The following is a 13,773-nucleotide window of genomic DNA, read 5'->3' as shown; positions in this document are numbered from 1 at the left end:
GGAAGTTAGCGGACGGTGGCGCCTGCCACTGCGCCCTGGTCGGCGTCGAGCAGGAAGAGATCGCTGCCACCTGAACCTGCGGAGAGGATCATTCCCTCCGATACGCCGAAGCGCATCTTGCGGGGCGCGAGGTTGGCGATGAACACCACGTTGCGGCCAACCAGTTTCTCAGGCTCGCCGTAGGCGGCGCGGATGCCCGAGAAGATCTGCCGCTTGCCCAGCACGCCCGCATCCAGTTCGAAACGCAGGAGCTTGTCCGAGCCCTCGACGAATTCGCACGCCAATACCTTGCCAATGCGCAAGTCGAGTTTGGCGAAGTCGTCCATGGAGATGACGGCGGCGTCGTTGGTGTTGGTCGTATCGGTCATGGGCTTGGGCGGGGCAGCCTTCTTGGTGGGCTTGGGGGCTTCGCTCGGGGCGAGGGAATCTTTCGATGCCTCGACCATCGCGGTGATGTGCTTGCCGTCGATGCGCGAGAGCAACGCCTCGAAGGGACCGATGGCATGGTCGGCAAGCGCGCGGCGCGCGTCGTCGAAATGGGCAATGGGTGCGCGCAGGAAAATTTCCGCGGCGTCCACCGTGAGCGGCATGATCGGCTTGATCATGCCGGCGAGCAGACGGAATGCCTGCACGGCGAAGCTGCATACCTGGTGCAGGGCTTCGCGCTGGCTTTCGTCCTTGGCCATGGTCCACGGCGCGGTGGCGGCGATATGGCCGTTGACGATGTCGGCCATGGCCACGAAACGGCGCGTGACTTCCGCCAGTTCGTCGTCGCGGTAGAGCTGGGCTACGGGCTTGTAGAGGGCCAGCAGTTCCTCCCACAGTGCAGCCTCGGTGGGCGCCAGGCCTAAGCTAAGTTTTCCGTCGAAGAACTTGTGCACGAAACCCGCCGTACGGCTGGCGATGTTCACCCACTTGCCCACCAGGTGCGAGTTCACGCGCTCCTCGAAGGCTTTCAGGTCCAGGTCGACATCCACCGGCGCGGGGCCAAGCAGCGTGGCGAAGTAGTAACGCAGCACTTCCGGGTGCAGGCCCGATTCCAGGTAGGTGCGCGCCTGGATGAAGGTGCCGCGCGACTTGGACATCTTCCCGCCGTTGACGGTGAGATAGCCATTCACGTGCAGCGCCGTGGGCGTGCGCATCTTCGCCCCGTGCAGCATCGCCGGCCAGAAGAGGCCGTGGAAATTGATGATGTCCTTGCCGATGAAATGATGCAGTTCCGCGTCGCTGCCTTCAGCGAGGTAGGCGTCGAAGTCGATGCCTTTCTCGTTGCACAGCGCCTTGAAGCTGGCCAGGTACCCCACCGGCGCATCCAGCCAGACATAGAAATACTTGCCCGGTGCGTCCGGAATGGGAAAGCCGAAGTAGGGCGCGTCGCGGGAGATGTCCCAGTCGCGCAGGCCGCCGTCGAGCCATTCCATCAGCTTGGCGACCACACCCGGGTTTGCCACTGCGGCACCGTGGGTGGTCTTTCCTGCGAACCAGTCGCGCAGCAACACTTCGAACTTGCCCAGTTCGAAGAAGTAGTGCTCCGAATCGCGGAGCACCGGCTTGGCGCCGGACATCACCGAGTACGGCTCGATCAGGTCGGTCGGTGCATAGGTGGCGCCGCAGTTTTCGCAGTTGTCGCCGTACTGGTCGGCGGTGCCGCAGACCGGGCAGGTGCCCTTGATGTAGCGGTCGGGCAGGAACATGCCGCGCTCGGGATCGTACAGCTGCTTGATATCGCGGCGGGCGATGAAGCCGCCATCGCGCAGGCGCGTGTAGATCAGCGAGGCCAGTTCCTGGTTCTCGCTCGAATGCGTGGTGTGGTAGTAGTCGTAGCTGAAGCTGAAATCGCGAAAATCCGCTTCGTGGCCTTCGCGGATGGCCGTGATGAAGGCCTCCGGCGTAACGCCTGCCTTTTCCGCCGCCAGCATGATCGGCGTGCCGTGCGCGTCGTCAGCCGCCACGTAGTAGACCTCGTGGCCGCTCATGCGCTGCGAACGTGCCCAGATGTCGGCCTGGATATAGCCCAGCATATGGCCCAGGTGCAACGGGCCATTGGCGTAGGGAAGGGCGTTCGTGACGAGAATGCGCGCCATGTCGGGACCGGGCGGGGAGTGACCGGTGATTATGGCATGTGCCCGGCGACCCTTGCAGTCGCCGGGCCTGGATTTGCGGTGTTATTCCTGGCGCTGCCAGACCTGGCTGCGGCCCATCAGCGAGAAGCCGATGTAACCACGCACGTTGAGCTTGCGGCCGCCGTCGTCGAGGCTCAACTTTGCCTTGTAGATCTTGCCGTTCTTCGGATCCAGGATCTGCCCGCCGTTCCACTCATCGCCATCCTTCGCCAGCCCCCACAGGATGGTCATGCCTTCCACGGGCTTGTTCTTCCGTTCGCCGTCGCACTCCTTGCAGACGGGGTTCGGGCCGTCGTCGGACTTGAGTATCTTGATGATCTTGCCTTCCAGCTTGCCGCCGGAATCGGTGATCTGCACCAGGGCCTTGGCTTCGCCGGTCTTGTCGTCGATGGTCTTCCAGGTGCCCACCGGCGTGGTGAGCTCGGCGGCAAAGGCCGCCACGGGCCCGGCCACCAGGGCCAGGGCGAAGGCGGCGCGGAACAGTGCTTTCATGGATTCCCTCCGTACGCGTTGGTATGGAGGCCGAGACTGACCAGCGCGGGGTCGCCCGTCAAGCTGCACCGCGCCACTGGCATAATGGCGGGTCTTTCCACCTTGCCGTTGCCATGCCACACCCTGATGAAGCCCTGGTTCGCCGCCTGGTCGGCGAACTGACTGATCCGAACACCGGCCAGCCCATGGCCGCCATCCGCGCTGTGGGCGTGGACGGCGACCGTGTCTCGGTGGACCTCCAGCTGGGTTACCCAGCCGCCGGCCACATCGCCGTGGTCGAAGCCCGGGTGCGCGACGCACTGCTGGCCGATCCGTCGATTGCCGCAGCGTCGGTCTCGGTCGCCTGGCGCGTGCATTCGCACAAGGTCCAGGGCCAGCTTGCGCCGTTGCCCGGGGTGAAGAACATCATCGCCGTGGCCTCGGGCAAGGGCGGCGTGGGCAAATCCACGGTGTCGGTGAACCTGGCGCTGGCCCTGGCCGCCGAAGGCGCCTCCGTGGCCATCCTCGATGCCGACATCTACGGGCCCAGCCAGCCGCGCATGCTGGGGCTTTCAGGCAAGCCCGGCTCGCCGGACGGCAAAAGCATCACCCCGATGCGCGCGCATGGTCTCCAGGCGATGTCGATCGGCGTGCTGGTGGACGAAGACGCCCCGATGATCTGGCGCGGCCCGATGGTGACCCAGGCGTTGATGCAATTGCTCACCGATACGCGCTGGGAGGCGGTGGACTACCTCATCATCGACCTTCCGCCCGGCACCGGCGACATCCAGCTCACCTTGAGCCAGAAGGTGCCGGTATCGGGCGCGGTGATCGTCACTACGCCGCAGGACATCGCCCTGCTCGATGCACGGAAAGCACTGAAGATGTTCGAGAAGGTGGGCATCCCCACCTTGGGGATAGTGGAAAACATGTCCACGCACATTTGCTCGAATTGCGGCCACGAGGAACACATCTTCGGTGCCGGCGGGGGTGCCCGCATGGCGGCCGATTACGGCGTGCCCCTGCTTGGCGACATCCCGCTGGACATCCGCATCCGCGAGCAGGCCGACGGCGGCGTGCCAACCGTGGTGGCCGAGCCCGATGGCGACCTCACCGCGCGTTATAGGGCCATCGCCCGCCGCATGGCCGGCGCCTTGTCGTTGACGGCCCGTAACAAGGCCATTGCCTTTCCAAGTATCGTTGTCCAGAACACCTGACCGGAGTCTTTCGTGAGCATCAAATCCGATAAATGGATCCGCCGCATGGCCGAGCAGCACGGCATGATCGACCCGTTCGAGCCCGGACAGGTGCGTGAACGCAACGGGTCGCGGCTGGTGTCGTATGGCACGTCCAGCTATGGCTACGACGTGCGCTGCGCCGACGAGTTCAAGGTGTTCACCAACATCAACTCCACCATCGTCGATCCGAAAGCCTTCGACGAGCGCAGCTTCATCGACGTCACATCCGACGTCTGCATCATCCCGCCCAATTCCTTCGCCCTGGCGCGCACGGTGGAGTACTTCCGCATCCCGCGCAGCGTGCTCACCATTTGCCTGGGCAAGAGCACCTATGCCCGCTGCGGCATCATCGTGAACGTCACCCCGCTTGAGCCGGAATGGGAAGGACACGTCACCCTGGAGTTTTCAAACACCACCACGCTTCCGGCGAAGATCTACGCCAACGAGGGCGTGGCGCAGATGTTGTTCCTGGAATCGGACGAAGTCTGCGAAACCAGCTACGCCGACCGCGGCGGAAAATACCAGGGCCAGCGCGGGGTTACGCTGCCGCACGCGTGAAATTCGCGTTTTTCTGAACGTGAGGCCGGGCCACGGCGACCGGCCCGGCGATCGGCGTTACACTTGGTCGTCCACCATCCATCGCACCACGCAGGAGTTTTCGATGTCCCGTGTTCCTTCCCTGTTCGCACGCGTCGTGGGCCTGGCCGTGCTGGGCAGCGCACTGGCGCTTACCGGCTGCTTCGGCAAATCCAAACCCGACGCGGTGCTCACCACGCAGGGCCAGTTCGACGAAACCATCAAGGCCTATAAAAGCGGCCAGTTCGTCGTGGATGGCGCCGTGCTCTCGGCCGCCGATACCGGCAGCCACTACGCCTACCTGAAGGACCAGGGCCGCCTGCCCAAGACCATCCTGCTGGTACCCAGCGACGATTCGAAAGTCCGCGATGCGCACCTGGGCTTCATGGCCCGTATGCAGCTGGACTACGGCTTCACCGTCTACTACGACAAAAAGGGCGAACTGGTTCGCTTGAACGCCGTGGAAGAAAAAGCCCGTGCCCTGGAAGATACCCATCAGCGCGCCCCGTTGCCTGACGAAATGAAGGGCAAGGAAGCCAGCAGTGGTGGCTACGATCCGCAGAACTCCGGCCAGCAGCGCGGCTACTGATCGCGCATGAACGGATGAAGGGGCGGCGGCCAGGAATGGCCGCCGCCTTTTTCATGGGTTGCCGTCAGGATCCGCCGGCAGCCGAAGAAAGCACGGCGGCGAGTTCGGCCACGCGAGCCTGGCGTTCGGCCGGCGTATAGGGCTCAGCTACGCCACTGCCCCAGACCGGCCCCGGCCATGCGGCATCGCCTTCGCGCCGCGCTACCACATGCACATGCAATTGCCGCACGATGTTGCCGAGCGCGCCGATATTGAGCTTGTCGCAGGGAAAGACCTCGCGCAGGGCTTCGCCTGCCAGTTCCACCTCCTGCCACATCAGCTCGCGCTCGTCGGCGGGGAGGTCGGTGACTTCCACGAGGCCTTCCTGCCGCGGCACCAGCACCAGCCAGCCGAAGCGCGCGTCGTCCATCAGGCGCACGCTGCATAGCGCAAGCTCCGCCACGGGCACCGTGTCGGCAGCCAGCCGCGGATCGAGCACCAGGCTCACGCCAGGTTCTTCTCGAAGAACGCCAGGGTGCGGTCCCAGGCCAGCTTGGCGCTGGGAGCGTCGTAGCTGCCGCGCGCGTCGCAGTTGAAGCCGTGGTCGGCGGGGTACACGTAGGTGTCCATCTGTGGCATCAGTTCGCGGTGCTTTGCCACCATTTCCGGGGGGATGGAATGGTCTTTCTCGCCGAAGTGGAAGATCACCGGCGCCTGCGGCTTTTCACTGAGGAAAGGCACGTTGCGCGAGCCGTAGTAGCTGGCCGAAGGCAGGCCCAGGCGCAAAGCCGCCATCAGTGCGATGGTGCCGCCCCAGCAATAGCCAACAGTGCCGATCTTGCCGGCTTCGGAAATCGTGCTGGCGGCAACTTCCACGTCGTAGAGCGCCCGTAACAGGCCCAGTTCGCTGATCAGCTTGACACCCTTGTCCATGCCGGCCTGGTCGTAACCCAGTTCCACATCCCGTTCCACGTGGTCGAAGACGGCCGGGGCGATCGCCGTGTACCCGGCCTCGGCGTAGCGGTCCACGATGCTGCGGATGTGAGCGTTGACGCCGAAGATCTCCTGGATCACCACGATGCCGCCCTTGGGCTTGCCCTTCGGCGTGGCGAGGTACGCGCCTATTTCCTTGAAGGAGGACGTATCGAGTTTGACGTGCTTACCCATGGTGGGAATTCCTGTGAGGGGACTCTCCCTAGCTTAACCCGCCGGAAGTGACGGGAAAGCTGGCGTATAATCACCCGTTTACGCTCATCTTGCAGGTACTTGCGCCATGACCCAGGCGACCCAGAAAATCGGCTTCGTCAGCCTCGGCTGTCCCAAGGCGCTGGTGGATTCCGAACGCATCCTCACCCAGCTGAAGGTCGAGGGCTATGAGATCGTACCCAGCTACGGCGAGGCCGATGCCGTGGTGGTCAACACCTGCGGTTTCATCGACGCTGCCGTGCAGGAATCGCTGGACGCCATCGGCGAGGCGCTGCACGAGAACGGCAAGGTGATCGTCACCGGATGCCTGGGCAAACGCTCCGAGCTGATCCGCGAAGCGTATCCAGAGGTACTGGCCATCAGCGGCCCGCAGGATTACGCATCCGTGATGAGTGCGGTGCACCAGGCCCTGCCGCCATCACGCAACAAGTTCTTCGACCTCGTACCCGACATCGGCGTGAAGCTCACGCCCAAGCACTACGCCTACCTGAAGATCTCCGAAGGCTGCAATCACCGCTGCAGCTTCTGCATCATCCCCTCGATGCGCGGCGACCTGGTTAGTCGCCCGGTGGACGAAGTGCTGATGGAAGCGGAGAAACTCGTCCGCGGCGGGGTGAAGGAGTTGCTGGTAGTGTCGCAGGACACCAGCGCCTACGGCGTGGATGTACGTTACGCCGAGCGCGAATGGCGCGGCAAGTCGTACCGCACGCGCATGACGGAACTGTGCGAGGGCCTGTCCGAACTCGACGCCTGGACGCGGCTGCACTACGTGTACCCGTATCCGCACGTGGACGAAGTGATGCCGCTGATGGCGGCGGGCAAGGTGCTGCCCTACCTGGATATCCCTTTCCAGCATGCAAGCCCCCGCATCCTGAAACTGATGAAACGCCCAGGCAACGTCGACCGCACGCTCGAGCGCATCAACAACTGGCGCAAGCTCTGTCCCGACCTCACCATCCGCAGCACCTTCATCGTCGGCTTCCCCGGCGAAACAGATGCCGAGTTCAATGAACTCCTGGATTTCCTGCGTGAGGCCGAACTCGATCGCGTCGGCGCATTCGCCTATTCCCCGGTGGACGGTGCGCGCGCCAACGAGTTGCCCAATCCGGTTTCGGAAGAATTGAAGGAAGACCGCCTGGAGCAGTTCATGGCGGTGCAGGCTGAAATCTCGGCCGCCAAGCTGCAGCGAAAGATCGGCCGCACGCTCAAGGTGCTGGTGGACAGCGCCGACGCCGATGGCGCGGTGGCGCGCTCGGCGGCCGATGCACCGGAGATCGACGGCACGGTTCGCATCGAAGACGGGAGCCGCCTGAAGGCCGGGCAGTTCGTCGATGTGGTCATCGACGACGCCGACGAACACGACCTCTTCGGTCATCTCGCCTAGCCGATGCGTTACGTGGCGCCCACGCGCGAAGCACTCGATGCGCGCGCGCTTGGGCGTCATCCGCTCGATACCTGGTCGCAGGCCTACGGTTTCCTCGGAGGTGCCTCCTGGCCCTCGATCGAGGTACTCAATGCGCATCGTCCTAAGTCGATGTCGCAGCGCTTCGTGGCGCAGACTCCTCAGCTCCTGGCTGATGGCCTGCATTATGAAGAGCGCATCGCCACCACCGGCGCCATCGCCACGCGCGAGTGCAATTGGCACGATCTGTTCAATGCCCTGGTATGGATGCGCTACCCGGCCATCAAGCAGGCATTGAACCTGCGGCAGGTCGCCGAGATCGCGGTGATGGGGCGCCGCGAGCGCTCGCGGCCGCAATGCGCGCTCACCCATTTCGATGAGGCAGGCATCGTGGTTCGCTTGCGTGACGCTGCGATGATCGGCGCCTGGAATGCGCACGATTGGGAAACGCTGTTCCGTGGTCATCGCCAAGCGTGGCTTGACGGCGATGCCACGGTGCACGTGTTCGGCCACGCCTTGCTTGAACACGCGCTCACGCCGGCCAAGCTGCTGGTGGGCAAGGCCATGGTGTTTCTTGGCGATTCGGGCGACGCCCTCGATGCATGCGCCTCCGCGATCGACGGCGGTCATGCGCTCGACGATCCACAGGAATTGCGGCCTTTCCCGCTCAGCGGATTGCCGGGTTGGCATGACGACGGCGATGCCGCCGACTTCTACCGCGTCACGCCATGCTTCCAGCCCCGGCGCGCTGAAAGGATCTATCCACCGGCCCTGGCGTTGGCCTACGAGTAGCCGATGGATACCACGCAAAAGCGCGTGGGACCGGCCGGCAGTTGCGCCTCGAAGTCGTCGTCGACGTGTTTTTTCAAAAGTGCCGTGGCCATCGGCGAATCCACGCTGATCCAGCCGCGCTTGGCATCGGTTTCATCCGGGCCGACGATGCGATACACGACCATCTCGCCGGTGGCCTCGTTCTCCAGCGTCACCGTGGCGCCGAAGAACACGGCACTGCGGTCGGTCGGACCGCTTTCGGCCACTTGCAACACCGGTATGCGCTTGGACAAATATCGCGCCCGACGGTCGATCTCACCGAGCTGCTTTTTCCGGTAGATGTACTCGGCGTTCTCCGACCGGTCGCCCTCGGCTGCAGCTGCGGCCAGGGCCTTGACCACTTCTGGTCGCACCGTATGCCACAGGTGGTCGAGTTCGCTTTTGAGCCGTTCGAAACCTTCGCGCGTGATGATGGCCGTGGAGCGCGGGGCAGGCGGTCGCCAACGCGTCATGCCTTGTCGCCCCGGGGCAGGGCAGGCAGGCCGTCGATGTCGGCAAGCAGTTCATCCACCTGCGGCAGCATCGGGTGGTCGGGCCATTCGGCGCGGGTGCGCAGCAACAGGCCGCGCGCGGTGGAGGTTTCTTCCAGGCGCAACATCATCCTGGCAGCCAACAGGGCATACCACGGTGCTTCGTAATCTTTCGGCCACAGGCGCACGTAGCCCATCGCCAGCTGGCGGGCAAGGCGAGGCATGCCCAGCTGGCCAGCCTTGTCGGCCAGCGGGCCGGCGGTACGCGGATCGTCCGGCATAAATGAAGGATCCACCGCCTGGCAATCCTGCACCACGCCCAGGGCCTTGGTGAGGTCGCCTGCGGCAATCAACTGGGCTATCCAGATCTGCCCATGCACCATCAACTCCGGGCGGCGTCCAGCCCGGCCCAGGAACTCGCGGTAACGCGTGTGCAGGAAGGTCGGTGCGCCGCCTTCCTGGATGCGTTCGGTAAGCATGCCCGTGGCCGCGGCGAGGTCGGTCGAGGCCAGCGTATCGGCGCGATCTAGCAGTTCCTCGTCGGCACCCTTGCCCATGGCCCGGTTCAACACATCCGCTTGCGGCGAATGTCCCAGGCGATCGGCGTGCGCGTACATCAACGCGCCCATCAGGTGGAAGTTGAGCACCGTGGCGTAGTTGGCCACCAGGTAAAACGGAAGGATCGAGACAATCTTTGGCAAGATCCCCACCACCGTGAGCTGCAACATCACCTGTATCGCGGCGATGGCCAGATAGATCCCCGCCATCAGGAAATACGGCGCGCCGAAACGGTTCACCGTAGCCAGCCATTGCAATGGGTTCAACGCCGACAGCGCGCCGTCGCCGAAGGCGAGCGACATCGAGATCGCCGGCAGGAAGAACACCAGCACCACGCCCAGCACCAGGGCGCCGGGGCCCCAGAACGTGGGCATCATCAGCAGGTAAAGCACTGTCACCACTTGCACGCCGATCAGCACCGCCGCCGCGCCGCCCCCGGCATCGCCGGCAAATTCCGGGGGCAGGGCATAACCGTCGGCGGTATGGCGAAGGCAGGCGAAGGAATACTTGTACAGCGCCCCCCAGCACAGCAGCGAGAACACCAGGCCAAACACCGGGAGCAAGGTGAGGTATTGGGCGAAGGCCACCGCCACCACGGTGGTGAGCGCGGCCGGTTGCAACGGATAGGCGAAGGCGGCGGGGAAGCGTTCGGAGAACCGTGCGCCCGCTTCGATCGTCGGCTGGACCGGCATCAGCGCTTGCCGCCGAAGATGCCGCCCAGGATGCCGCGGACGATCTGCTGCCCCACCTTCGAGCCCGCCGTGCGCACCACCGATTTGGCCATGGTTTCGATCATGCCCTGGCGGCGGCCGGTACCGAGCATCGCATCGCGGATCATGCCGCCCCAGTCGCTTCCCCCTTGCGCTGGCGCGCCCGCCTTGCCGGAAGGCGCCGCCACCGGCGGTGCCTCGGCGGCCTTTTCACTGGCCCGGCGGGCGAGCATTTCGGAGGCCGAATCGCGGTTCACCGTGGTGTCGTACTTCCCGCTTACCGGCGAGCGCGACTTCACCTGGGCGCGTTCGTCGTCGGTGATCGCGCCGATGCGGCAGGTGGGCGTGCTCACCAGGATCTGCTGCACCGGGCAGGGTACGCCGCCTTCGCCGAGTGTCGAGGCCAGCGCCTCGCCCACGCCCAGCCCGCCGATAGCTGCCACGACATCGAGCTTCGGGTTGGCAACGAAAGTCTCCGCCGCGGCCTTCACCGCTTTCTGGTCGCGCGGGGTAAAGGCGCGCAGCGCATGCTGCACTCGGTTGCCAAGCTGGCCGAGGATGTCGCCGGGCACGTCATCGGGGTTCTGCGAACAGAAGTACACGCCCACGCCCTTCGAACGGATCAGACGCACCACTTGTTCCACCCTTTGACGCAGCGCTGGCGGCGCGTCATCGAACAGCAGGTGTGCTTCGTCGAAAAAGAACACCAGCTTGGGCTTGTCCAGGTCGCCGGCTTCCGGCAGCGCTTCGAAGAGTTCGGACAACAGCCACAGCAGGAAGGTGGAATAAAGCTTGGGGTTAAGGATCAGGTCTTGCGCGGCCAGCACGTTGATCACGCCGCGGCCGCTCATGTCCTGGCGCATCAGGTCGGCCAGTTCCAGCGCCGGTTCACCGAAGAAATGATTGGCGCCGGCTTGCTCGAGCTTGAGCAGCGACCGTGTGATGGCACCCACGCTCTGCTTGCTCACCAACCCGTACTTGGTGGAGATCTCCGCCGCGTGCTCTGCCGTGAATCCGAGCAGCGCGCGCAGGTCGTCCATGTCCAGCAGCAACAGGCCCTGTTCGTCGGCCAGGCGGAAGGCGATCTCCAGCACGCCTTGCTGGGTGTCGTTCAGTTCCAGGATGCGGCCGAGCAGGGTAGGGCCCATCTCCGACACGGTGGCCCGCACCGGGTGGCCGAGCTTGCCGAAGAGGTCCCAGAACACCACCGGGTTCGCGCCCGGCTGCCAGCCGGCCAGGTCGAGCTTGTCCAGGCGCGCCTTGAGCTTGTCGCCCGCGGGCGCCGCTGCCTGCGAGAGCCCCGCAAGGTCGCCCTTGGCGTCGGCCAGGAAGCAGGGCACGCCCAGTTTGGAGAATCCCTCGGCCATCAGCATCAGGCTGACCGATTTGCCGGTGCCGGTGGCCCCGGCGATCATGCCGTGGCGATTGCCATAGCGGGGGTCCAGCGCGATGCTGGCGGTGGCGTTGCGGCCGATGAATATTCCCGACATGGCATTTCTCCCGTGGCTGCGGTGGATTCTAGCCGTGCAGGCGCGTAAGGTGCCCGCATCCTTGCCGCGGGTTGTGCTTGTGCCGTCGAAGTCGTTGAGTTCGCTTTCCCTGCTGCCGCTCGCCGCGGCCATCGTTGTCCTGGCCGGTTGCGCGGGCAGCCCGGCACCCAAGGCTGGCGCGCCAGCCGCCGTCGATGCGCTTTACGCCCAGCTCGACCAGGCCAGCAAGGGCTACGAGACAGCCATCGAGCAATCCCGCCAGGGCGACAACGCGGGCTCCGCGCGCACCCTGGACGCCTCGATGAATGCGCTCAAGGACATCGCCGCGCGCTGCACGCCGGCATCTGCTTGCGATCCGCAGCGAGTGCTCAGCGTCTACGATCGCCTGTTGCGCCTGAAAGATGCCAATTTCATCGCCGGGGAGGAAGACGACACCATCGCCGAGACCCCTGATACGCAAACAGGGCTTGGTAACTCGCCGATCAGTACGGCGATTCCGCAGGTGCAGCGCAGCGTCACCATGCTGCGCGGGCAAAAGCTTTCGGACCTGGTGGCCATGAACGGGCCGGTGAAGGCGGCGCTGGAGATGTGGCTTACCCAGTGGCGCCCACAATTGATGGATGCCTATGTCAACTACCAGTACCTGCGCGCCCAGATGTGGCCGGAATACCAGAAGGCTGGCCTTCCCGAGGCCGTGCTCTTCGGCATCATGGCCAAGGAATCCGGCGGCAAGGTGCACGCGGTATCGCGGTCGGGTGCGTCCGGGCCATTGCAGTTCATGTACGCCACCGGTATCCGCTTCGGGCTTTCCAGTGCCGACGGTTTCGACCAGCGTTTCGACCCGCAGCTGGCGGCACGCGCGAACGCTGCCTACCTCGACGAGCAGCTGGCCCAGTTCAACAACAACCTCGAACTCACCCTGGGCGCCTACAACGCGGGCGAGGGGCGCATGCGCCGGCTGGCCCAGCAATACCCCTCGGCGGACTTCTACGATCCGCAGATCTACAACCAGCTCTCGCCTGAAACGCGCGAATACGTGCCCATGGTGCTGGCAGCGGCGTGGCTGTTCCTGCACCCGGAGAGTTACCACCTGAATTTCCCCAAGGTCGATGGCGTACCAGGGTCCATCACCCTGCAGCGGCCGGCGTCGATCAGCGAGCTGACGGTTTGCCTTGGGGGCGCCGGCGGCATGAACGAGGGCTGGTTCCGCACCCTGCGCAACCTCAATCCACGGCTGGATCCGCAGGTGCCCCAGCCCACCGGCTCGCGCCTGGCGGTACCTGTGGCGCTGGAAAAGGCCTATGCGGCCAGTTGCACGTCAGGGCCGTGGCCGATCCTGGCCACCGACCTGCACACGGCGGTGAAGCCCGTGGTGATCGACCCGCCTGCAGCGGCTCCCGTGGTGGCTTCGCGTCCGCACGGCACGCGCAGCTACAAGGTGCGCCGCGGCGACACGCTTGCCGGCATCGTGCGCAAGCTCGACTGCACCAACGTGGAAGAAGTGGCGAAAATGAACGGGATTTCGGGCCATCACCTGAGCCCGGGCCAGACCCTGAAAGTACCGGCCTGCCGCTAAGCGGCGACGTTTTTTTAGTTCACCGACACGCTGTTGCCGTTGCCCATCCAGGCGACGGTGGCGTCGGTGGGCTGCTCCACCTCGCGAAACTGGCGCAGCACCGTGATGATGCCGCGATGCAGGGTGAGCATCTGCGGGTCCTTCGAGCCGCGGCTTTCGTGGAACACCACGGCGATCCACAAAGCGATGCCGCGCATCCGGGCCTGCATGCTTTCCGACCGTGCGCGAACCAGACCGACATCCGAACCGGTGCCGAAGTCGCCGGGCGGGTGGTCTTCCGGCGTGCCGTAGAGGACGGGGGATTCGCACTTCCCGGCAAGGTCGAGCTCGCGACGAACCAGGATGGCCAGCTGAGGCTGCATGCGTGGTGGCAGGCCGTCGATCAGCTTCTGGATTTCCGTCAACTGCCTGCGCAAACGCATGGCACGGTTGAAGGCTACCAACCGGTTCATCAGTCGCATCTTGGCTCCCCGAGTACGCGTGAGACTTAACTGAACCGGAGAATAACAATCATCTTCGGCAAATGCACGCCTAATTGGTCACAAGATGACCAG

Annotated in this window: 14 protein-coding genes; 6 read left to right on the top strand and 8 right to left on the bottom strand. The window is 64.6% G+C overall.

Annotated elements, in window-relative coordinates; all coding sequences use genetic code 11:
* Positions 1-5: 5 nt before the first annotated feature.
* Both metG and NDK18_RS12490 read right to left on the bottom strand, forming a co-directional pair.
* The gene (gene metG, locus NDK18_RS12495) at positions 6-2,084 is read right to left on the bottom strand and encodes a methionine--tRNA ligase (protein ID WP_250627942.1); all 2,079 of its coding nucleotides are present in this window, start codon (positions 2,082-2,084) and stop codon (positions 6-8) included.
* A gap of 81 nt (positions 2,085-2,165) precedes the next feature.
* On the bottom strand, positions 2,166-2,615 hold the full coding sequence (locus NDK18_RS12490) for a DUF2147 domain-containing protein (protein ID WP_250623854.1): 450 nt from the start codon (positions 2,613-2,615) through the stop codon (positions 2,166-2,168).
* Positions 2,616-2,728: 113 nt separating this feature from the next.
* Between NDK18_RS12490 and apbC the strand changes: the two genes are divergently transcribed.
* The 3 genes from apbC (at position 2,729) to NDK18_RS12475 (ending at position 4,997) form a co-directional block, all read left to right on the top strand.
* Positions 2,729-3,811, top strand: a complete 1,083-nt coding sequence (apbC, locus tag NDK18_RS12485; RefSeq protein ID WP_250623853.1) for an iron-sulfur cluster carrier protein ApbC — start codon at positions 2,729-2,731, stop codon at positions 3,809-3,811.
* Positions 3,812-3,823: 12 nt separating this feature from the next.
* Positions 3,824-4,390, top strand: a complete 567-nt coding sequence (gene dcd, locus NDK18_RS12480) for a dCTP deaminase (RefSeq protein WP_250627941.1) — start codon at positions 3,824-3,826, stop codon at positions 4,388-4,390.
* A 103-nt stretch (positions 4,391-4,493) separates the two neighbouring features.
* Positions 4,494-4,997, top strand: coding sequence for a hypothetical protein (locus NDK18_RS12475; protein WP_250623851.1), 504 nt, complete (start codon positions 4,494-4,496; stop codon positions 4,995-4,997).
* Positions 4,998-5,061: 64 nt separating this feature from the next.
* On the opposite strand, the gene NDK18_RS12470 is transcribed toward NDK18_RS12475, so the two are convergent.
* Both NDK18_RS12470 and NDK18_RS12465 read right to left on the bottom strand, forming a co-directional pair.
* On the bottom strand, positions 5,062-5,484 hold the full coding sequence (locus NDK18_RS12470) for an HIT domain-containing protein (RefSeq protein WP_250627940.1): 423 nt from the start codon (positions 5,482-5,484) through the stop codon (positions 5,062-5,064).
* Positions 5,481-6,143: a dienelactone hydrolase family protein gene (locus tag NDK18_RS12465; RefSeq protein ID WP_250623849.1), complete on the bottom strand. Its 663-nt coding sequence runs from the start codon at positions 6,141-6,143 to the stop codon at positions 5,481-5,483. The genes NDK18_RS12470 and NDK18_RS12465 overlap by 4 nt, the downstream gene beginning before the upstream one ends.
* Before the next feature lie 106 nt (positions 6,144-6,249).
* Between NDK18_RS12465 and rimO the strand changes: the two genes are divergently transcribed.
* Together rimO and NDK18_RS12455 are read left to right on the top strand one after the other, a co-directional pair.
* Entirely contained in the window at positions 6,250-7,566 is a 1,317-nt protein-coding gene (gene rimO / locus NDK18_RS12460) for a 30S ribosomal protein S12 methylthiotransferase RimO (protein WP_250623848.1), read from the top strand.
* A gap of 3 nt (positions 7,567-7,569) precedes the next feature.
* Positions 7,570-8,376, top strand: coding sequence for a DUF3025 domain-containing protein (locus NDK18_RS12455; protein ID WP_250627939.1), 807 nt, complete (start codon positions 7,570-7,572; stop codon positions 8,374-8,376).
* Here NDK18_RS12455 and greB read toward each other — a convergent pair.
* From greB to NDK18_RS12440, 3 genes are read right to left on the bottom strand one after another with little or no spacing between them, the layout of a single operon-like run.
* A complete protein-coding gene (greB, locus tag NDK18_RS12450; RefSeq protein ID WP_250627938.1) occupies positions 8,367-8,867 on the bottom strand; it encodes a transcription elongation factor GreB in 501 nt (166 codons plus the stop codon). The genes NDK18_RS12455 and greB overlap by 10 nt on opposite strands.
* Positions 8,864-10,135: a hypothetical protein gene (locus NDK18_RS12445; protein ID WP_250627937.1), complete on the bottom strand. Its 1,272-nt coding sequence runs from the start codon at positions 10,133-10,135 to the stop codon at positions 8,864-8,866. Before NDK18_RS12445 ends, greB begins: the two co-directional genes overlap by 4 nt.
* Positions 10,135-11,643 carry a helicase HerA-like domain-containing protein gene (locus NDK18_RS12440; protein WP_250627936.1) on the bottom strand — a complete coding sequence of 503 codons (1,509 nt, stop codon included), beginning with the start codon at positions 11,641-11,643 and terminating at the stop codon, positions 10,135-10,137. Before NDK18_RS12440 ends, NDK18_RS12445 begins: the two co-directional genes overlap by 1 nt.
* Before the next feature lie 79 nt (positions 11,644-11,722).
* On the opposite strand from NDK18_RS12440, the gene NDK18_RS12435 reads away from it, so the two are divergent.
* Positions 11,723-13,219, top strand: a complete 1,497-nt coding sequence (locus NDK18_RS12435) for a transglycosylase SLT domain-containing protein (protein ID WP_250624433.1) — start codon at positions 11,723-11,725, stop codon at positions 13,217-13,219.
* Positions 13,220-13,233: 14 nt separating this feature from the next.
* Here the strand turns inward: NDK18_RS12435 and NDK18_RS12430 are convergent, their stop codons facing one another.
* Complete coding sequence (locus NDK18_RS12430; RefSeq protein ID WP_250627935.1) at positions 13,234-13,671, bottom strand: hypothetical protein; 438 nt, start codon at positions 13,669-13,671, stop codon at positions 13,234-13,236.
* Positions 13,672-13,773 lie beyond the last annotated feature (102 nt).

Origin of the sequence: Pinirhizobacter soli (genome assembly GCF_015905305.1) — a bacterium.
Classification (GTDB): Bacteria; Pseudomonadota; Gammaproteobacteria; order Xanthomonadales; family Rhodanobacteraceae; genus Pinirhizobacter; species Pinirhizobacter soli.
This window is presented reverse-complemented; position numbering and strand designations above follow the sequence as displayed.